Annotated in this window: 15 protein-coding genes and 1 other annotated feature; of the genes, 3 read left to right on the top strand and 12 right to left on the bottom strand. The window is 38.5% G+C overall.

What is annotated here, in order from left to right:
• Positions 1-37: 37 nt before the first annotated feature.
• The 3 genes from FGQ66_RS12835 to FGQ66_RS12825 all read left to right on the top strand — a co-directional run bounded on the left by FGQ66_RS12835 (position 38) and on the right by FGQ66_RS12825 (position 4,237).
• On the top strand, positions 38-1,564 hold the full coding sequence (locus FGQ66_RS12835; RefSeq protein ID WP_138302555.1) for an AcpB/EbpR/MafR family transcriptional regulator: 1,527 nt from the start codon (positions 38-40) through the stop codon (positions 1,562-1,564).
• 75 nt (positions 1,565-1,639) lie between these two features.
• Positions 1,640-1,880 (top strand) — a binding site (T-box leader).
• A 136-nt stretch (positions 1,881-2,016) separates the two neighbouring features.
• On the top strand, positions 2,017-3,375 hold the full coding sequence (gene brnQ / locus FGQ66_RS12830; RefSeq protein ID WP_138302554.1) for a branched-chain amino acid transport system II carrier protein: 1,359 nt from the start codon (positions 2,017-2,019) through the stop codon (positions 3,373-3,375).
• A 400-nt stretch (positions 3,376-3,775) separates the two neighbouring features.
• Entirely contained in the window at positions 3,776-4,237 is a 462-nt protein-coding gene (locus FGQ66_RS12825; RefSeq protein WP_138302553.1) for a helix-turn-helix domain-containing protein, read from the top strand.
• 188 nt (positions 4,238-4,425) lie between these two features.
• Here the strand turns inward: FGQ66_RS12825 and FGQ66_RS12820 are convergent, their stop codons facing one another.
• The 12 genes from FGQ66_RS12820 to rseP form a co-directional block, all read right to left on the bottom strand.
• Entirely contained in the window at positions 4,426-5,211 is a 786-nt protein-coding gene (locus FGQ66_RS12820) for a glucose-1-dehydrogenase (protein WP_138302552.1), read from the bottom strand.
• A gap of 299 nt (positions 5,212-5,510) precedes the next feature.
• Positions 5,511-6,446, bottom strand: coding sequence for a riboflavin biosynthesis protein RibF (ribF, locus tag FGQ66_RS12815; RefSeq protein ID WP_005875909.1), 936 nt, complete (start codon positions 6,444-6,446; stop codon positions 5,511-5,513).
• A 4-nt stretch (positions 6,447-6,450) separates the two neighbouring features.
• The gene (gene truB / locus FGQ66_RS12810; protein ID WP_113845788.1) at positions 6,451-7,374 is read right to left on the bottom strand and encodes a tRNA pseudouridine(55) synthase TruB; all 924 of its coding nucleotides are present in this window, start codon (positions 7,372-7,374) and stop codon (positions 6,451-6,453) included.
• Between the two features lie 602 nt (positions 7,375-7,976).
• The gene (gene rbfA, locus FGQ66_RS12805; RefSeq protein WP_005875913.1) at positions 7,977-8,324 is read right to left on the bottom strand and encodes a 30S ribosome-binding factor RbfA; all 348 of its coding nucleotides are present in this window, start codon (positions 8,322-8,324) and stop codon (positions 7,977-7,979) included.
• A gap of 22 nt (positions 8,325-8,346) precedes the next feature.
• Complete coding sequence (gene infB / locus FGQ66_RS12800; protein ID WP_005875915.1) at positions 8,347-10,626, bottom strand: translation initiation factor IF-2; 2,280 nt, start codon at positions 10,624-10,626, stop codon at positions 8,347-8,349.
• 12 nt (positions 10,627-10,638) lie between these two features.
• Positions 10,639-10,950, bottom strand: coding sequence for a YlxQ-related RNA-binding protein (locus FGQ66_RS12795; RefSeq protein ID WP_005875918.1), 312 nt, complete (start codon positions 10,948-10,950; stop codon positions 10,639-10,641).
• On the bottom strand, positions 10,947-11,240 hold the full coding sequence (rnpM, locus tag FGQ66_RS12790) for an RNase P modulator RnpM (RefSeq protein WP_005875920.1): 294 nt from the start codon (positions 11,238-11,240) through the stop codon (positions 10,947-10,949). The genes FGQ66_RS12795 and rnpM overlap by 4 nt, the downstream gene beginning before the upstream one ends.
• A 23-nt stretch (positions 11,241-11,263) precedes the next feature.
• Positions 11,264-12,463 (bottom strand): transcription termination factor NusA, encoded by a 1,200-nt coding sequence (nusA, locus tag FGQ66_RS12785; RefSeq protein ID WP_113845794.1) that lies wholly within the window; start codon positions 12,461-12,463, stop codon positions 11,264-11,266.
• Positions 12,464-12,484: 21 nt separating this feature from the next.
• Complete coding sequence (gene rimP, locus FGQ66_RS12780) at positions 12,485-12,958, bottom strand: ribosome maturation factor RimP (RefSeq protein WP_081134991.1); 474 nt, start codon at positions 12,956-12,958, stop codon at positions 12,485-12,487.
• Positions 12,959-13,101: 143 nt separating this feature from the next.
• Positions 13,102-17,454, bottom strand: a complete 4,353-nt coding sequence (locus tag FGQ66_RS12775; protein WP_113846257.1) for a PolC-type DNA polymerase III — start codon at positions 17,452-17,454, stop codon at positions 13,102-13,104.
• A gap of 410 nt (positions 17,455-17,864) precedes the next feature.
• Complete coding sequence (locus tag FGQ66_RS12770) at positions 17,865-19,568, bottom strand: proline--tRNA ligase (protein ID WP_113845796.1); 1,704 nt, start codon at positions 19,566-19,568, stop codon at positions 17,865-17,867.
• A 67-nt stretch (positions 19,569-19,635) separates the two neighbouring features.
• On the bottom strand, positions 19,636-20,904 hold the full coding sequence (gene rseP / locus FGQ66_RS12765; RefSeq protein ID WP_005875929.1) for an RIP metalloprotease RseP: 1,269 nt from the start codon (positions 20,902-20,904) through the stop codon (positions 19,636-19,638).
• Positions 20,905-21,125: the final 221 nt, after the last annotated feature.

Here is a 21,125-nt window from a genome sequence, read left to right as displayed (position 1 = left end):
TTTCAAACTATCGTTAGATGATAATAGGAGGAAAGTTATGGAAAAATTGTTGGAAAATAAATTATTGAAACATTATTTAATCATTAGTTACTTACTACCCCGAAAATGGGAAAAAATCAGAGATATTGCAAAAACAACAGGATTATCTGAAATTACGATTCGTCAAAATATCAGTGAAATCAACCAGTATATTCTGCCTGCAAAAATAAATAGTAGCCAACAGCGAGGAATACGTCTGTTTCTGCCACCACAGCAAAACGGCTTCTTTATTTTTTCGAAATTGTATAAACAATCATTGCGTTTTACATTATTGGAAGAAATCTTTATCAATCATTATCCTAATCTCACCTCACTGGCTGACAAGCTTTTTTTTAGTACCTCAACATTGAAGAGGAAAATTGCTGAACTTAATCAACTACTTGCTCCCTGTGGTTTATCAGTTGACTCGAGTCAACTAGACATCGTTGGGGATGAACGAAAAATCTGCTGGTTTTTCTTTTGTTTTTTCACTGAGAAATACGGGGTGTCGGATGAATTCATGACTAGTGATACACTGGATTTATTCGATGAAATCTATGAAGAATTCTTTTCTTACTATCCAGAATTGTTTGTTCCTCAACGACAAGTATACGCGTATCGCAATAAATTTCGGATCATGCTCTTTATTTGCTTTTCACGGATTCGCAAAGGTCATCTATTTACTAGCCAAACAAAGCAAACAGTCAGAAAAGATTTCCAATTGTCCCATCAAGTATGCAGTAAAATATATGAAAAATATAAGATAGCTGTAACTCCTCAAATCACTTACCAACTATTTTATGTCTTTTTCAATCAAAATTTTGCTTGGTCGATTGAAGAACTGCGGATAAAATCTCAAAAAAATAATCAAATCAATCAAATTAGATCTGCTCTCTTAGATTTATTGAATACCATTGAACAGCAAGAAAAGCTGACGGTGGAGAATAAAAATGACCTATTGCTTTATTTATATAATGCAACCACCTATGTTTGGGGGCCTGCGACGATTTTGTATAATCCCAATGAAGAATTTTTTAGCCAATTAAATAACTACTATTCTAGTTTTACCCAACGGATCTGCACGATTATCAAAGAATCACTTATGAAAGAACAGTTAGCGATCTATCTAGATACTTCCGTTATCAATAAATATTTATTTATGCTAGTTACCTCTTGGATCAGTTTATCTGAACAGTTAGAAACGATCGCACCTAAAGTGAAGACAGGCTTATTCTTTAATACAAGCTATGAACATAGCCTTTTTCTAAAAAATGATCTCCAATTCCATCTAGGGTTTCGCTTGGATATCCATTCTTTGAATCACCTTACACTGTCTGAAGTATGTCACTCTGCGAATAATTACGATTTACTGGTTACTGATCTTCCATCTTTGAATCTAACAGAGTGCGAAGTCGTTTCTATCCACTCCAATCCTACTCCTGAAGACTTTAAAAATATTTTGCATTCTTACAATCGAATCGTAAACAATCATTGGAACCATGATTTTCTAAAACTTCAAAAACACAACAGCATTTATAAATATTAGAGGAATATATTTTTGTAATTTTCAGATTTTTTTCTGTATAAGCTTGACACTGCATAATAATACAGCTATAATGACAAAAAATCATTGATAGAGAGAGTAACTGATAGATGGAGATAAAGAGAGCGATTGGGTGGTGTGAAATCGTATTTCCTCTATAAGTGAAAGTAGCTCTGGAGATGCACAGGTGACGTAAGAAGTTTGTGACGGTGATCCCCGTTATCGGATAATGCGCTTCATTTTTTAATGAGTCGCTGAGAGATTGTTTGATTTTTCAAACAAAAAAACGGTGGTACCGCAATTGACTATTGCCCGTTGGAATAATTATTATTCCAACGGGCTTTTTTGTATTTACCACCCACAGAAAGGAAGATGGATATGTATCTTAGCAAGGATGATCGAGTCTCATCAAAAATCACATTGCTCATTTTTAACTAAAAAGACAAGGGGTTTTTATGATGGAAAAATTATCTATAAAGAAATTATTATTAGTTGCTTCACTTATTTTTGGTATGTTTTTTGGCGCAGGAAACTTGATTTTCCCAGCACATTTAGGACAGCTTGCTGGCGACCATTGGCTATCTGCTGGTATCGGTTTTTTACTTAGTGCAACATTATTGCCTTTAGCTGCACTCGTTGCACTAAGTAAAACGAAATCGACTGGATTATACGATTTTGCGAAGCATGTCTCTCCATGGTATGGCGTTACTTTTCTGGTTATGAATCATCTTGCCTTAGGGCCAATGTTTGCTACGCCGAGAACTGCTGCTTTAGGTTATCAATTTAGCCTAGGAAATTTTTTGCCTGCTAAATATTCAACGATTGGTTTATTGATTTTTTCTGCTATATTTTTTGGTCTTGCCTATTATCTATCAATTCATGAATCAAATTTACTTAAAATAATTGGGAAGTGGTTAAATCCTTTATTTTTAATAATCTTATTTCTTTTATTCATCGTTGCCTTCCTCTCCCCATTTGGACCACTAGATGGGACACCCATCGCTACTTACCAACATGGCGCCACCACGAATGGCTTTTTAGAAGGCTACAATACAATGGATGCACTGGCCGCTCTAGCTTTTGGTGTTACGATCATTCGTTCACTCCAAGGTATGGGGATCCATAAAGAAGACGCAATTGCCAAAAATACGATCAAAACTGGCTCTCTTGCTATGCTTTTATGTGGCGGGATTTACTTAGGAATCATCGCTTTAGGCTCAATGTCTCTTACACGATTCAGTGTTTCTGAAAATGGTGGGATTGCATTAACACAAATCATTCAAGCTTATTTTGGAAAAGCCGGCTTAGCACTGATGGGAACAATGACGATTTTAGCCGTTTTCACTACTGCTATCGGGTTGATTGCCTCATTTGCTCAAGATTTTTCAGTTTGTTTCCCTATACTTAGTTATAAAGGTTGGCTTCGTGTCACTACGATTCTCTCTTTCACTACTGCTAATTTTGGTTTGAATACGATCATTTCTTGGACAATGCCATTTTTGATGCTCCTTTATCCTTTGGCAATGGCAATGATATTGCCAGCTCTTTGTTCTGGTTTATTCAAGAATCGCAAGATCGTTTATCAAATGACGACACTTTTCACAGTGATTCCAGCACTTTTAGATGGAATCAAAGCTTTACCCGTACAAAACTCTTTCACTTCTGCTTTGACTTCTTGGTATACACATACGATCCCATTTGCTGCGAATGGGCTTGGCTTTATTCTTCCTACTTTCGCAGGGTTCATTCTTGGGTTGCTTCTTTGTCTATTTGAAAAAAACTATTCGTATCAAAAAACGATTTCATCTAAATAAAATAAAGAGGTTGGGACAGAAGTGTTTAACTCCGAGAAATAAGAAGAAATGAACGAAAATTGCTTTTCAAATTTTTGTGAATTTCGGCTTATTTATGAAGGAGTTGCTTCTGCTCCCACCGTTTATTCGGAGTTAGAGTCTGTGGCAAAACTGATTTTTAGTTTTGTCCCACGCTCCTTTTTTCTTTTGCTCTGCTTCTCTATTTTTCAGTATCTTCAAAGATACACAGCTAAGCAACCCTATACTATTTTAATAAGGAGCACTTTTTTAGCCATTACGTGAATACAATGAAAAATGATACAGAATATTTGATGAATAAATAAATGTGATAGCTTGACCTTTTATTGTCAGTTATCAAAAATATCTACCATTTAGTAGGTAACTATTAGGAGAGATATATATGAAAGATTATTATTCCGTACAAGAACTTGCGGAACAGCTGAATGTGACAACGCGTTCTATTCGAAATTATTTACAAGAAGGAAAACTACACGGAACTAAAGCAGGTGGTAAATGGCGTTTTACCGAACAAGATCTATATGATTTTCTATATGGCGTCGAAGAGACCAACCAAGACCAAGAAAACAAGCGGATTTTTGAAGCTCCTGTCACATTAAGATTTTCACTTGTCACTACTGATTTTTATGCAATGCAAAAGTTTAAAGATACTGTTTTTACTTACTATCTAGATGTCTATGCCAATAAAAAAGAGCGTCTACTTCACTATCAACACCTCAAACAGAACCACTATGAACTAACCATTGGGGGCAACTTCAATTATGTGATGAACTTTAGTCATTGGATCTACAAATTACTCCAAAAACAATCATCGATTACCTTGAAAAAAATGGCAAGTTCTTAACAAGAAGAAATACTGCAAAAAACAATTGCTGACACAGATCTAGTTCCTTATACTCTGGTCAGCAATTGCTTTTGATCGCCCCTCGTGTGAGCAAATCATCAACATAGATTAAACACGACTTTAGCTAGAAGAACTTTTTAGGACCTCAACTATTTATTGCAAGATTGATTTCCCATATCTTACTATTCTTAGCCTTTCCCGCCTTGGAAAGAAGGGTATAAGGTCATACCACCATCTACAAATAAGGTGATCCCTGTAACATAACTAGATTCTTCAGAAGCTAACCAAGCAGCCGCAGCGGCAATTTCTTTCGGTTGGCCAACTCGTGCCATCGGTATCATGTTTTCAAGTATTTCTTTTTGCTTTGGATCCTCAAATTTTTCCGCATTGATGGGCGTTTTTATGGCTCCCGGACCAATGCTGTTGATTCGAATATGATCTGGGGCATACTCCATAGCGACAGTTTCCGTAAACAATTTGACTCCACCTTTTGATGCAGCATAGTGGGCAAAAGTTGGCCACGGAATTTGTTCATGGACGGAAGACATATTGATGATATTTCCTTTTCGATTTTCGCCTTTAAAATAATTCAACGCTGCTTTTGTCCCTAAGAATACGCCTGTTAGATTCACTTTGATAACTTTTTCCCAATCTTCTAAGCTTAGTTCATGAGTTGCAGATTGATTTTCCATGCCTGCATTGTTTACCCAAATATCCAGTTGTCCGAATTTATTGAGCGCTGTTTCTAACAGGCGATTGATTCCTTCTTCTGTGCTGACATCTGCTTGAACAGCAACTGCCTCTCCTCCTGCTTCTTTGATTGCAGTAACAGCTTCATCTGCTCCTTCTTTGTCTGAATTGTAATTGACAACGACCTTCATTTTTTCTTTACCAAAACGTTCTGAAATGGCTGTTCCGATTCCTTTTGAACCACCAGTTACTACGGCTACCTTGTTTTCAAGATCTTTATACATCTATATTTCCACCCTTCTTGATCTTTTATGATCAACTTATTTAAAGTGTACTATACGACCTACCATTTCAAGCAAACAATACGCTTACGAATAGTTGCACCAATAACATGCTGTAGTCAAAAAAGGGGATGAAACAAAAGAAATAAATACTTTCGCCTCACACCCTAAACACGAATAAATAGTAGAAGGAGTTTTTCCTTGGAAAAATAAGTCAACAATCCACAAAAGAATGAAAAGTAATTTTTGAGACTCATTTCCTCATAATGAACCATTTATGTCCTAGTTTCTCTTCCTAAAATTTAGTTGAAATAATCCGCTGTCGCTTGTTCATCTGCTTTTAATTGGTCGATCAAAGCTTCCGCACTCGAAAATTTCACTTGATCTCTCAGGAAATGATTCCAACGGATAGTGACATGTTCCCCATAAATATCTTGTGCAAAATCTAAAATATACAGTTCAACAGTCAACTCACGGCCCTCGCCAAAGGTATCATTATGCCCAATCGATCCCATTGCTCTATACCAAGTATCGCCAACTTTGATCTCAGTGACATAAACTCCTTCTTTAGGAAGATGAACGGTACTCTTGACTTTCACGTTAGCTGTAGGAAATCCTAACAAACGACCACGAGCATCACCATGTACGACTACACCTTCTACTTCATAAACTGATCCTAAAAGCTTAGTGACTTCTTCTAATTTGCCATTATCTAATAAGTGACGTATGCGCGTGGAGCTTATTTTTTCTCCTTCGTTTTCTTCCTTCGGGATCGTCACAACTTCAAATCGCTTTTTAGCGTACTGTGGCAAGTGCGCAACATCTGCAATCTCTCTTGGACCATACGTATAATCGAAACCTGAAACAGCATACTTTGCATGTAGTCCCACGATATATTGATCGACAAAATCTTGTGGGGCTAAATGTGCAAACGAAGAAGTAAAATCAATTTCATAGAGATAATCAACACCTAACGCTGCCATTTTTTCTTCTTTCTGTGCTAATGTCGTCAAATATTTAACCTGACTGGGATTGATTTTTTTAAAAACGATTGAAGGATGTTGATTGAAAGTCATCAATGCCAACTTTAATCCTTCTTTTTCCGCAATTTTTTTGCCTGTTTGTATTACTTTTTGATGTCCTTTATGCACACCATCAAAAAAGCCTAATACTAATACAACATCCTCTTTAGGGATCTGGTCCATTTGATAAGGATGTCTGATTTTGATGATTTTCATGTTTTTATACCTCGTTTCTCAACACTTTACTTGGTTTTAATTTGTTTTTTTCTTTAGGGTTCGGTTGGTAAATGCTCACGACTTGGTCACGATAGAAAAGAGCAATTTCCTCTGTGGGCATACGATCCAATTGAAAGACGTTGTATTCAAGACGCATCCCATTTTTAACCTTCTGCCATACATCATCACTGATATCTACCCGTTTGAAGCGAGCAACCCCGACTTCCAATGGCAGCAGATGCGCTTCTATCGTTCCACTTTCCATGTAATCTGCTACTTGCTGCAATGTAATTGCCTGTTCTTTTTTCATTCCGGCACTAGCCGTACGAGTCAAATCTGACATGTGTGCAGGATAGCCTAGTTTTTTCCCTGTATCAACAGCTAATGTTCTGACATAGGTACCCTTGCCGCATTCTACTTCGAAACGCCAAGACAATAGCCCATCTGTTTCATTCCAATGAATATCACTTGCTCGCTCAAAACGATAGATTTGGGCTTTGCGCACTGGTCTTTCTACTGTTTCGTTATTTCTGGCATATTCGTAAAGTCGTTTGCCATTCACTTTTACTGCGGAATACATCGGAGGAATCTGTGTGATTTCTCCAACAAAACTCTCCATCGCAGCATCTATTTGCTCTTCTTCTAAAGGTATACCCACACGTTTGCTCTCTACTTTTTCTCCGGAACGATCTTCGGTAGTTGTACTAAAGCCTAGGGTGATTTCTCCTTCGTATGTTTTACCTGAATCTGTTAAATATTCGATGACTTTCGTCGCTTTTCCAATACAAATCGGCAAAACACCATCTACATCAGGGTCCAATGTTCCGCCATGCCCGATTTTTTTCGTATGTAAAATTTTTCGTAATTTAAATACACAGTCATGACTGGTCATGCCACGTTCTTTCCATAAAGGTAATAAACCATCCATAATTTTTCTCCTTTTCATTTGAGGTATCAACTGTACAATTATAACACATGAAATGTATTTGCTAACGACTTTGAATCGCTTCTCTACGGTTTTTATTCTTTAGCAATACAACTGTAATAAATCTTCATCATCATGTAAATAGCTACTATGGTATGCTTTAATCAAAGGAGGGAACACTATGGAAAATTTTTTCTTTGTACCTTTTGATTGGCTATATGGATGGTTATCAGGCAAATAATCTTTCCCCTAGACTTTAGCGTTGATGAAATGATCCAGTCAGGTCGGAACAGAAGTGCTGAATCGCTCTTCTATTCGAAAAAGATGCTTCTGTTCCCACTGTTTATTCATATTTAAGCTGAAGGGGTTGCTTCTGCTCCCACCGTTTATTCGTTTTTAAAGAATGAGACAAAAGCGTTTCTTACTTTGGTCCCACACACCCTTTTTTTAATAAATACTTATCATTATACGTAGCTTATTAGTTTTTTGCTCTTCTCCTTAACAAGATAGCCAAAAATATAGCAAAAAAACCGTTATTCACTAGGTATCTAAACTTGGTGAATAACGGTTTTAATATTGAACAAATTTGCCTTTAGGAGTAAGATCTAGTCTTTATTCAGGTTTCGTAATAATTGGTCGATATGGTTGCCGTAGACAACTGATTCATCAAGTTCAAAAGTCAATTCAGGTGTCTTATAAATACTCAAGTTATGCCCTAATTCACGGCGAATCAAGCCACTAGCTTTTTCTAAGCCTTCTTTTGCTTTTTTCTTATCCGATGCTAGATCAGATAAGATACTATAATAAATCGTTGCTTGTTGCAGATCTCCAGTTACATGAACATCGGTGATCGTAACATTTTCAACACGAGGATCACGTACTTTTTTACGTAATATATCATTTACTTCTTTTAAAATTTCTTGACCGACTCGGCGGTCACGATAGTTTGCCATATTGAGCGGCCTCCCTATTCATTTAGTCGTTTTTGATTTCTTCCATAATGAATCCTTCAATGACGTCATCTACTTTGATGTCGTTGAATTTTTCGATCATTGCGCCACATTCATAGCCCATTTTCACTTCTTTTACATCATCTTTGAAGCGTTTCAAGCTGGCAAGTTGGCCTTCATAGATAACAATTCCATCACGAATGACACGTACACCGCTATCTCTGCGGATATAGCCTTCTGTCACGTATGCTCCTGCAATCGTTCCGACTTTCGAAACTTTGAATGTTTCACGAACGATCATTTGGCCTGTGATTTTTTCTTCAAATTCTGGATCAAGCATGCCTTTCATCGCTGTTTCGATTTCTTCGATTGCTTTGTAGATGATACGGTGCAAACGAATGTCTACTTCTTCTGCATCTGCTTGACTCTTCGCTTGTGGAGTAGGACGGACATTGAAACCGATGATGATCGCATTACTTGCAGCAGCAAGTGTGACATCACTTTCATTGATCGCACCAACTGCAGAATGGACGATTTTCACACGTACGCCTTCTACATCTATTTTATTCAATGATGCTGCTAATGCTTCGGCAGAACCTTGTACATCAGCCTTGATGATCACATTGACATCTTTCAATTCTCCCTCTTTCAAGCTTTCGAATAAAGTATCCAATGTGACACGGCTTGTAGCAGCACGATGTTCCAATAACGCACGTTTTGCACGTTCTTCACCGGCAGCACGAGCTGTTTTTTCATCTTCAAATACAACGAAATGATCACCAGCTTGTGGTACATCATTTAATCCAGTGATTTCAACTGGTGTTGCTGGACCGGCAGATTTTTCACGGCGGCCTAGATCATTGTTCATCACACGTACACGTCCATAGGTATTCCCTACAACGATCGGATCCCCGACATTCAATGTTCCTTGTTGGACAAGTAATGTAGTTACAGGTCCTTTTCCTTTGTCAAGACGGGCTTCAATAACTGTACCGATTGCTCGTTGTGTAGGATCAGCTTTAAGATCTTCAACTTCAGCAACCAATAAGATCATTTCTAACAATTCATCGATATTTTGGCCAAATTTAGCCGAAATCTCAACAAAGATCGTTTCTCCGCCCCATGCTTCTGGAATCAATTCATATTCACTTAATTCTTGCATGACGTGTTGTGGGTTCGCACCTGGTTTATCGATTTTATTCACAGCAACGATGATTGGCACACCGGCTGCTTTTGCATGGTTGATGGCTTCCACTGTTTGTGGCATCACACCATCATCAGCTGCGACTACTAAAATCGTGATATCTGTGATACTTGCTCCACGCGCACGCATACTTGTAAACGCCGCATGTCCTGGTGTATCTAAGAATGTGATTGGTTTGCCGTCGATATCGATTTGATAGGCACCGATATGCTGCGTGATCCCGCCAGCTTCTCCACTTGTTACACGTGAATGACGTAAGGTATCAAGTAACGTAGTTTTCCCGTGGTCAACGTGTCCCATGATAGTTACAACTGGAGGACGAGATACTAGATTTTCAGGATTTACTTCTTCTGCTTCAAAGAATTTATCGATATCTGCGATATCTACTTGAACTTTTTCTTGAGGTTCCATCCCATAATCTGTTGCTAATAATTCGATCGTATCCTTATCTAAGGATTGGTTTTGATTGACCATTACACCAAGCAAGAATAATTTCTTGATGATCTCAGCTGGTTCACGATGGATTTTTTTAGCGATATCTGCCACATTCATTCCTTCAGTATATTCTAATACTTCTGGTAACTCACGGAATTTACGTGGTGGTACAGCTGGTTTATTTGATGTCTGTTGTTTGCCTTTTTTTCCTTTTTTATTAAAACGATTGCGGTTGTTATTGTTGAATTTTCCGCGATTGTTGTTTGTATTTCTGTTTTGGCTTTGATTTCCACCTTGGCGATTTTGGTTAGTAGCGCCTCCACTATTATTTCGGTTTTGAGTTGTTGATTGGTTTTTTCCTTGATTCACTTGACCGCTCCCTTGACCGCGATCTTGATAGTTGCGGTTATTTTTTTGTTGTTTTGGTTTTGTTTCGTTTTTAGGCTGATCGTTCGGCTGCTTTTTGGCTGGTTTTTGGCTTTCTTGCTGTGCTGTATGCTTATTTCCTTGTGGTTTAAATGCTTGTTGCAGTTTTTTTTCATCACTACTTGTGATGACTCCCATATGATTTTTCACATCAATACCGAGCTTCTGTGCTTTTTCCACAAGGTCTTTACTAGACTTATTCATTTCTTTTGCTAGTTCATAAATTCGTTTATTGCTCATGCAATCACCTTCCTAACCTTCAATTAGCTCCTTGGTTTTCTTCGCAAATCCGTTATCCAGGATCCCAAATACTTTGCGAGGTCTTCCGATCATCTGCGTGATTTCCGCTTCAGAAAATAGCTCAAAGCAAGGAACTTCATAGTATGAACTCTTATCTTTAATCTTTTTCTTCGTGTTTTCACTTGCATCATTCGCGACAAAGACGATTTTGGCTTTGTTTCTGCGGATATCTGCAATCGTTAGCTCTTCGCCCGTGACTAGTTTGCCAGCGCGCATCGCTAATCCAATGAGATTCATGGCTTTTTGCCGATTGACTTCTCTCATTTACCAAATAGCTCTTTTCGTGCTTTTTGGTGTGTAACATACTCTAATAATTCTTGATAAAATTCATCAGTCAAACTCGTTTCAAGTGCTCGATCGAGAATTTTTTTATCCCAAGCTTGTTGTACTTCATCTGGCTCAAGTGAGACATACGCGCCTCGTCCTGGCATTTTCCCAGTTGGATCGATTGATACTTCTCCTTCTTTCGAACGAGTAATACGAATCATCTCTTTTTTTGGTTTCATTTCACCTGAAACGACAGATTTGCGTAAAGGGATTTTCCTTTGTTTCATCTCTTTGCCTCCTAAGCTATCTGTTAAGCATCTTGGTCTGTTTCTTCGATAGTTTTTTCATCGTTGAATGCGATTGTTTCATATTCGTCATCTGTTAAATCAGATTGGATGATTGCTTCATCGTGTGCTTCTGCCACTGATTCATCATTTGCATCTTCAGTTTTATTTGCTTGTTCTTCATAATATGCAGCCATGTCTGACTCTGACTTGATGTCGATCTTATGGTTCGTTAATTTTGCAGCTAATCGTGCATTTTGACCACGTTTACCGATGGCCAATGATAATTGATAATCAGGAACAACGACTGTACAAGCTTTTGGATTTTGTTCATCAAAGATGACATCCATGACTTGCGCTGGGTTCAATGCATTGGCGATGAATACTGCTGGATCTTCGTCCCATTCAACGATATCCATGTTTTCACCTTTTAATTCATTGACGATTGCTTGGACACGTTGCCCTTTCGGACCAACACAAGTTCCTACTGCATCGATATTTTCATCATTTGAGCGTACAGCAACTTTAGAACGGTCACCCGCTTCTCTTGCGACACTGACGATCTCAACGATACCATCGTATACTTCTGGTACTTCTTGTTCAAACAAACGTTTTAAAAGATCTGGATGGCTACGACTAACAAAAACTTGAGGACCTTTTGAAGTATTTTCTACTCGAGAAACATACACTTTGATCCGATCATGCGGTTGATAGAATTCATTCGGCATTTGATCTTGTTTAGATAACACTGCTTCGATTTTTCCAAGATTCACGTAAATGTAACGTTTATCTTGACGTTCAACGATTCCTTGCATGATATCTTTTTCATATGCACTGAACTCATTATAGATAATTGTTCTTTCTGCTTCTCTCACACGTTGCAAGATTACTTGTTTCGCTGTTTGCGCAGCAATGCGGCCAAAATCTTTTGGTGTAACTTCAAATCGGATCGTGTCGCCGATTTCATATGCTGGATTGATCAAAAGTGCATCTTTCAATGATACTTCCAACTGTGAATCCATGACTTCTTCTGTCACTTCTTTCACTGCATAGACGTGGATTTTCCCTTTCTTCTGGTCAAATTCTACTTCTACGTTTTGTGCTTGACCATAATGGCGTTTATATGCAGAAACTAAAGCTGCTTCTAAAGCGTCAATTACGATTTCTTTTGAAATTCCTTTTTCAGCTTCTAATGCATCTAACGCGTTCAACATTTCTTTACTCATTGTTCTGTTTCCTCTCCGTGATTAAAATTGGATTGCTAAGCGAGCTTTGGCAATGTTTTTTCGGTCAAGAATCAATTCTTTTTCCCGTGTTTTTATGCGTATTTTCAATGTAAGCTGGTCAGCATCAAATGACTGAAGAAATCCTTCAAATTGCTTTTCTCCATCCACTGGTTGGTAGAAAGACACATGGATGTATTCACCTAGTGCTTTTTCATAATCTGTTTCTTTTTTTAGCGGACGTTCTGCTCCTGGAGATGACACCTCTAGGAAATATGCTTGTGGGATTGGATCGGGATCTATTGCATCGAGTTTTTCACTTAATTTTTCACTGACATAGACACATTCTTCAATATCGATTCCACCATCTTTATCAATAAATACTCGCAAGAACCAACTTTTTCCTTCTTTCACAAACTCTACTTCTACAAGTTCAAAATTTTGTTCCTCTAAAATCGGAGTCACCATTTCTGTGACTGTTTCAACGACGCTACTCAAGAATTTCGCCTCCTTAAAAATTGAATCCGTAATTCCATTAAAAAGAGTGAGCGAAAAATCCGCTCACTCACAGTTAGTATCATTACCTATAAATAACTATACCATAATTTCTCTGAAATGACAAGCAAGCTCGCTGTTGCCTACTATAACATATCAAAAAGCGACAATTGATTTTCGTCAGGAAGGTCTTTTAATACGCCATTATCATTCATATATTCAATCAAAGTCTTGGATACTTTTCCTCGTGTAGCCAGATCTTCTTTTGATAAGAACGGACCATCTTTCCTGGCTTCGACAATCTGTTTTGCCACGTTGGTACCTAAACTTGGTACAGCACGAAATGGCGCAATCAATGTATCTCCTTCGATTACAAAATTGACCGCATCTGATTTATACAAATCGATCATCCCGAATTTAAAGCCACGTTCTAACATTTCATTGGCCAATTCAAGTACTGTCAATTGATTTTTTTCTTTCACAGAGGCATCCATTCCTTTGTCTGTGATCTCTTTCATGGCTTGTTTGACTGCATCTTTTCCTTTGCACATGGAAACAAGATCAAAATCATCGGCACGAACAGAGAAGTACGCACAATAGTAAAGAATAGGGAAATATACTTTAAAATATGCTACACGTAATGCCATCAATACATACGCAGCCGCATGGGCTTTCGGGAACATGTACTTGATTTTTGAACAAGAATCAATATACCAATCTGGTACATTATTTTCTTTCATCGCATTTAAATATGTCTCACGAAGTTCATCTGGGATTTTGTTCCACAGTCCCTTACGCACGGTTTCCATGATTTTAAATGCCATCCCACTGTCTAATCCGGCATGGATCAGATAGACCATGATGTCATCCCGACAACCAATTACTTCCGCTAGTGTCGCATCCCCACGTTTGATCAATTCTTCCGCATTTCCAAGCCAAACATCTGTCCCATGAGAGAGTCCAGAGATTTGCAGTAATTCAGCGAAAGTAGTTGGATGGGTTTCTTCCAGCATCCCACGAACAAAACGAGTCCCGAATTCGGGGATTCCTAGTGTACCTGTTTTAGAGTTGATTTGTTCTTGTGTCACGTTCAAGACTTCCGGTCCGGCAAATATCCGCATCACTTCTGGATCATCTGTAGGGATCGTTTGTGGATCGATCCCAGATAGATCTTGGAGCATCCGAATAACAGTCGGGTCATCATGTCCAAGAATATCAAGTTTCAATACATTATCATGGATCGAGTGGAAATCAAAGTGGGTCGTTTTCCATTCAGAATTTTGATCATCTGCTGGAAATTGGATGGGGGTGAAATCATAAACATCCATGTAATCAGGAATAACGATGATCCCACCTGGATGCTGACCAGTCGTTCGTTTGACTCCAGTGGCTCCTTTGGCTAAGCGATCGACTTCTGCACTTCGAAATTGCAGATTATGGTCTCTTTCGTAGCCCTTAACAAAGCCATAAGCCGTTTTATCTGCCACCGTACCAATTGTTCCAGCACGATAAACATATTCTTCTCCAAATAATACTTTCGTGTAATTATGGGCTTCTGCTTGATAGTCTCCCGAAAAGTTCAAATCGATATCGGGTACTTTATCACCATGAAATCCTAAGAACGTTTCGAAAGGAATATCATGTCCATCTTTGTTCAATCGAGCACCACATTTTGGGCATTTTTTCTCAGGCATATCGAACCCTGAACCATATGTCCCATCCTCATAGAATTCAGAATACTGACATTCTGGACAATAATAATGTGGGGCTAAAGGATTAACTTCGGTGATCCCAGTCATCGTCGCAACAAAACTTGAGCCTACCGATCCGCGAGAACCAACTAAATAGCCATCTTCATTACTTTTGTGTACGAGTTTTTGAGCAATCAGATAGATAACGGAGAACCCATTCCCGTTAATCGAATTCAATTCCTTTTCCAAACGTTTTTGAATGATCTCTGGTAAAGGATCACCATACAGTTGTTTGGCTTTGGTATAACTCAATTCAGAGATTTCTTCTTCAGAACCAGGGATTTTCGGTGTGTAAAGTTCATCTTTCACAGGAATGACTTCTTCACAGCTATCTGCGATTTTATTTGTATTTTCTACAACGATCTCTTTTGCAAGAGATTCACCTAAGAAATTAAAAGCTGTCAACATCTCATCTGTTGTTCGAAAATGGACATCAGGTAGACTGTGACGGTTCAATGGATTGGCACCTCCCATTGAATTGATCAAGATTTTACGATAAATCGCATCTTCCTCATTTAAGTAATGGACATTCCCTGTTGCCACCACTATTTTGTCTAATGACTTCCCTATTTCAACTAAGTTTTGAATAATTTCCTCTAGATCACGTTCATTCTTTACTAATTCTTGTTCTAGCAAAGGTGCATAGACTGCTTTTGGCATCACTTCGATATAATCATAAAACTTCGCACGATTTCTTGCCTCTTCGACTCCTTTTTGCATCATCGCTTCAAAGATTTCGCCTTTATCACAGGCAGAGCCAATCAATAGGTCATCACGTAATTTATTTAATTGTGACCGTGGGATTCGTGGGACACGTTCAAAATATTCCACGTTAGACATCGAGATCAATTTGAACAAGTCCTTTAACCCGTCTTGATTTTTGGCAATCAGCGTTGCATGGAAAGGTCTTGCTCGTTTATAGGAGTCTCCCTCCCCAATATGTGCATTCAGTTGGTCGTGGTAAAACATGTCATGGTTTTCCATCGCTTCCTTGATAAAGATCCACGCAAGATGACCAGTAGCTTCTGCATCATAAATCGCCCGGTGATGTTGTTCCAAACTGACACCAAATTTCTTAGACAGTACACCCAACCCGAAACGTTTGAATTGAGGATAGAGATAGCGAGCTAATTCTAACGTATCGATTACGGGGTTAGGCGCTTCTGGTATGCCATATTTTGCATAGCTTGTATTTAAAAATCCCATATCGAACGCCGCATTATGCGCTACAAGTATGGTATCTTTTGAGAATTCAAGAAATAGCCGTAAGACTTCTTCTTCCGATTTTGAACCACGTACCATTTCATCGGTAATCCCTGTCAAATCAACAGTTGTTCGTGAAAGTGGATGGCCTGGATCGATGAATTCATCAAAACTAGCAATCACATTTCCTTTGTACATCTTAACCGCAGCTAGTTCGATGATCGTATCGTAAACAGCGGATAGCCCCGTTGTTTCCACGTCAAATACTACATAAGTTCCTTCACTTAAGGATTCATGCACATCATTGTAGGCAATCGGCACGCCATCATCCACAACATTTGCTTCTACCCCATACAAAATTTTCACGCCAGCTTTTTTCCCTGCGCTATGTGCTTCAGGAAATGCCTGTGCGCCGCCATGATCCGTAATGGCAATGGCACGATGGCCCCATTTTCCTGCTTGAGCCACGATATCCGCAATATTATTTGTTGCGTCCATCGTACTCATTTTACTATGGACATGTAACTCTACTCGTTTTTCACCTTCTGGCGCATAATCTTTTCGTGGAGCATGTTTCACTTCTACGATATCCTGTGCATTCATCACTAAGTCACGAACAAAGGTATCTTCTTGGATACTCCCTCTGACTTTCAACCAACTACCTGTGCTGATTGCTTCAAATATTTGTTCATCTTTTTCATTGTTTGAGAATTTTTTGACGATGAAGGACGACGTATAATCAGTGATTTTCAAGGTTAAGATTTTTCGTTTTGAGCGAAGCTCACGTACTTCTTTATCAAATACATACCCTTCTAATGTCACACGACGCTCTTCTTCTACAATATTTACCATTGGTGTAGTTGGTTCATCCGTAGGAATATTTCGTCCCAATTGGATTGGTCCGTCTAAAGCAGGCAACTGCTCTTTCTTTTCTTTTTTCTTTTGTTCATGGACGATCAAGCTTTCTGCCGCTTGCTTCATAAAGGCTTCTGCTTGTTCTTGTTTCCGTTCTTCAAACAGTTTTAACACACGTTCTGCTTGTTGCTCGTCTACTTCTGGCTCGATCCTAAATTTAGGAAATCCGTAGCTGACAAATAAAGACTCTACTAATGGCAAATATTGTTGCTTCAAATAGCTGAGTGCGCCAGTACTGTCGACAGGCAAGATGATTTTATGTTCCTTTAGTATTGGAACTTGTGTTTTTAAGACTTGTTGTGCAAGGGGTGTATCACATTGTTGGCTTTCCAATGCTTGTGCCCAATAATCTTGTAACAACTGTTCGTCAAATTGTTGATTTTCTGCCTTTATATTTAGTTTTACTTGTGCAATATCATGAAAGGCCAATGTCACATGTTGCACTAACGAACGATAAAGCATGATCGGTAAAATTTGAGAAAAGTGTAGCGTAAATTCCCATAAGCGTGATTTACGATGAACGACTACTCGTTCCACTTCGCCAGAAGAAATCAGAGGATGCTGTTTATCCGCTTCTTCCAGTTGGATCTGTTCCAGTAGTTTTTCAAATAACTCTCGTTTTTCTGACAAAACCATACGCCCTTTCTGATGAGAAACAATTAAAAAGCTTTTTTGTTCTCTTCTTTTTTCAGTACTATCTAGTATACTCGTTTTTTATTGATTTTACATTAAAAAATAAGGATGACAAAAGTGGGGTACCTAAAAGAACAAGAAAAAATCGATGAAAACTGCTTTTCAAATTTTTGAGAATTTTGACTTCTTCTAAGAGACTACTTCTTTTCCGCCGTTTACTCGGGTTTAGAGAATGTGGGACAAATCTAAAAATAAGTTTTGCTATAGACTCTCGAATAAACAAAAGTCCAAAAATCAGGTTTTTCGGAAATTTCAAAAAAAACGAGCAATACAAAAAACGTATTGTTCGTTTTTTCTCCAATTTCTCAAGCCTAAATGACTTTTATCTCAATCTCTTCGTTTATCATTTATTGATTTAATAAGATTGGTAGTGTATTGGCTAATTCTTCCTTACGGACTTCAACCATTTCACCTGTTTTCTTGATTTTCACTTCTACGATCCCATCAACTGCTTTTTTACCGATCGTGATTCTGATTGGACAACCGATCAAATCGGAATCTGCGAATTTCACACCTGCACGTTCGTTGCGGTCATCAACCAATACTTGGTAACCGGCTTCTGTCATCGCTTGCTCCACTTCGTTTGTCAAGTTTGTTTGATTTTCGTCTTTCAGATTCATTTGAACGACATGCAGATCGAATGGTGCAATCCCTTTTGGCCAATTGATGCCATTTTCATCAGAATTTTGTTCAACGATTGCAGAAAGTAAACGACTGACGCCGATTCCATAGCAACCCATGATCACAAATTTTTCACGACCATTCTCATCTAAAACAGTTGCTCCCATTGACTCACTGTAGCGCGTGCCTAACTTGAAGATGTGTCCGATCTCGATTCCGCGAGTAAAGGCCAACACACCATTATTGTCTGGAGATGGATCACCTTCTTGCACAAAACGCAGATCTTCATACGAAAGGACTGTAAAATCTCTTTCTGGATTGACATTGATATAATGATAACCTGTTTCATTAGCACCAGTAATAGCATTTGCAAGGTCTTGGACATGTCGGTCAGCATAGACCTTCACATCTTCTGATACGCCCACTGGACCAACAGAACCAAAATCAGCACCTAAAAATTTCGTTGCATCTTCTTCTGTTGCTTCTTCTAGGAAGTCAACGCCTAAGAAGTTCTTCAATTTGACATCATTCACTTCATGATCTCCGCGAACTAGCACAAGTACAGGTTCTTCATCCGCCATGAACAAAACAGATTTGATGATTTTTTGTGGTTCTGTCTCAAAGAAAGCTGCTACTTCTTCAATTGTTTTAACATCAGGTGTAGCTTTCTTTTCCAGTTCAAGTTGCGTTTCATGTGATTTTTTAGAAACATAATAGCTCGTCGCCATTTCTAAGTTTGCTGCATAATCACTTTCAGTTGAATAACAGATCGTATCTTCACCGATTTCTGATATTGCCATGAACTCTTTTGAATCTTTCCCGCCCATTGCACCACCGTCACCGATGATTGCTCGGAATTCAAGTCCACAGCGTTTAAAGATTTCAGTATAAGCTTTTTCGTAGTCTTTGTACGCTTCATCTAGACTTTCTTCAGAAGCATGGAATGAGTAAGCATCTTTCATGATGAATTCCCGACCACGTAATAAACCGAAACGAGGACGTTTTTCATCTCGGTATTTTGTTTGGATCTGATAAAGATTCAATGGTAATTTTTTATATGAATTGATTTCATTACGAATCAAATCAGTAAATGTTTCTTCATGTGTTGGGCCTAAGATCATTTTACGATCATTACGATCATTTAGACGATACAAGTTTGGGCCATATGTTTCATAACGACCGGATTCTTCCCACAATTCTGCTGGTAAAATCGCCGGCATCAACATTTCAACTGCGCCGATCTTTTCAAATTCTTCTCGCATGATCGCTTTTAGTTTTTCTAACACACGATTTGCTAGTGGTAAATAAGAGTAGATTCCTGCAGATACTTGACGAATGTATCCAGCTCTCAATAAAATTTGATGACTTAATACTTCTGCATCATTTGGAACCTCTCTTAACGTAGGAATCAACATTTTTGATTGTCTCATTCTATATACTCCTCTATTCCTCAATAATAATCTATCGTTTGTAATTATACCCTATTTGTCAACTTTTTTAGAAAAAGAATCGTTGAATATCATTCCAAGTGACCAATACCATCAATAGCATCAATAACCCAAATCCTGCCAAAGTGATAAAGCCTTCTTTTTCTTGACTGAGAGGTTTTCCTCTCACACCTTCAAAGATGTTCAAGACGATTTTCCCACCATCTAATGCAGGAATCGGCAGTAAATTAACGATTCCTAGATTCATAGAAAGCAGGGCCATCAAGCTAATGACAGTCATCACACCTTGATTAGCAGCTTCAGAAGAAAGCTGGAACATCATCACGGGTCCACCTAATTTATCTAAGCTAAAGCCTGTGAACAATGAGCCTAACGCTTTGAATATCTCCATTGAACTACTGAATGCTCGACGGGCTCCACCAACTATTTTATCCAAAAAGCCAGTCTTCATTGGTGCTTGAATCCCTAGTTGGCCGACTTCTTTCCCATTGGCTTCAACTGCTTTCGGTGTTACGTCAAGCTGCTGTGTTTTGCCGTCACGTCTTACTTCAACATCTAATTTTTTTCCAGGATTTTCGGTGATCTCTGACGTCAAATCGTTCCATGAATGAACAGACTTGCCATCAATCGATACTATTTCATCATTTTCTTTCAACCCAGCAGCTGCGGCTGCGCCATTCGGCAAGACTTTTCCAATTTGATTGGTATCCGTTACTTGCACGCCACCTTGCATGAACGCAAGGATAATGAACAACAGGATCGCTAAAATAAAATTATTCATCGGCCCAGCGAAATTAGTCAGCATCCGTTGCCATAATTTCGCTGACTGGAATTGAACATCTCTAGGCGCAATTCGGATCTCTGTACCGTCCGCTTCAATGATGGACGCATCGTGTTCGACGTGATAGGTGACTTCCTGTGTTTCATCTCCATTCACATAACCTGTGATCGTTAAGTCGTCTTCAAGATCGTATGCGATCAATTCTAATGGAATCCCATTGGGCAGTTGCACTTTTTTGCTTACATTGATTTTCTCCACGATACCATCAGAATTTAACAAAAGAGATAACGGCATTCCAGGGGCCATTTCTGTTTCATCGTCTCCGTTTCCTGCCATTCTCACATAACCGCCGATCGGCAATAAACGCAATGTATAGGTAGTTCCGTCCTTTGCTTGGTGTCCATAGATTTTCGGACCCATTCCAATAGCAAACTCACGAACGAGAATTCCTGATCGTTTCGCAAAGAAGAAATGTCCAAACTCATGTACAATGACCAAAATACCGAAGACAATAATAAATGTGATAATTGTTTTCATTTTGCATTCTCCTTTACACGCTTTTCCTTTAACATTGAAACTCTTGATAAATAAAACACTTTAATTTTACCATATTATCAGCTGTTCACCAATAGTATCAGTGAGTTATAGAGAAAAAATCGGCCTTTGCTTTTAGTTTATTAAAATAACCACTTCGCTCTTATCAACTAGTCACATCATCTACAGTAACTAGGTTTCTAAAAACGATTTGTATCTAAAAC

Source organism: Enterococcus sp. BSD2780061688st2 D3 (genome assembly GCF_005844145.1).
Lineage (GTDB): Bacteria > Bacillota > Bacilli > Lactobacillales > Enterococcaceae > Enterococcus_B > Enterococcus_B durans.
The sequence above is the reverse complement of the archived record's forward strand: the minus strand, read 5'-3'. Positions and strand labels throughout refer to the sequence as shown.

Coding starts and splice junctions, on each gene's coding strand:
- FGQ66_RS12835 (WP_138302555.1), top strand. CDS start 38: ATGGAAAAATTGTTGGAAAATAAATTATTGAAACATTATTTAATCATT.
- brnQ (WP_138302554.1), top strand. CDS start 2,017: ATGATGGAAAAATTATCTATAAAGAAATTATTATTAGTTGCTTCACTT.
- FGQ66_RS12825 (WP_138302553.1), top strand. CDS start 3,776: ATGAAAGATTATTATTCCGTACAAGAACTTGCGGAACAGCTGAATGTG.
- FGQ66_RS12820 (WP_138302552.1), bottom strand. CDS start 5,211: ATGTATAAAGATCTTGAAAACAAGGTAGCCGTAGTAACTGGTGGTTCA.
- ribF (WP_005875909.1), bottom strand. CDS start 6,446: ATGAAAATCATCAAAATCAGACATCCTTATCAAATGGACCAGATCCCT.
- truB (WP_113845788.1), bottom strand. CDS start 7,374: ATGGATGGTTTATTACCTTTATGGAAAGAACGTGGCATGACCAGTCAT.
- rbfA (WP_005875913.1), bottom strand. CDS start 8,324: ATGGCAAACTATCGTGACCGCCGAGTCGGTCAAGAAATTTTAAAAGAA.
- infB (WP_005875915.1), bottom strand. CDS start 10,626: ATGAGCAATAAACGAATTTATGAACTAGCAAAAGAAATGAATAAGTCT.
- FGQ66_RS12795 (WP_005875918.1), bottom strand. CDS start 10,950: ATGAGAGAAGTCAATCGGCAAAAAGCCATGAATCTCATTGGATTAGCG.
- rnpM (WP_005875920.1), bottom strand. CDS start 11,240: ATGAAACAAAGGAAAATCCCTTTACGCAAATCTGTCGTTTCAGGTGAA.
- nusA (WP_113845794.1), bottom strand. CDS start 12,463: ATGAGTAAAGAAATGTTGAACGCGTTAGATGCATTAGAAGCTGAAAAA.
- FGQ66_RS12770 (WP_113845796.1), bottom strand. CDS start 19,568: ATGAGACAATCAAAAATGTTGATTCCTACGTTAAGAGAGGTTCCAAAT.
- rseP (WP_005875929.1), bottom strand. CDS start 20,904: ATGAAAACAATTATCACATTTATTATTGTCTTCGGTATTTTGGTCATT.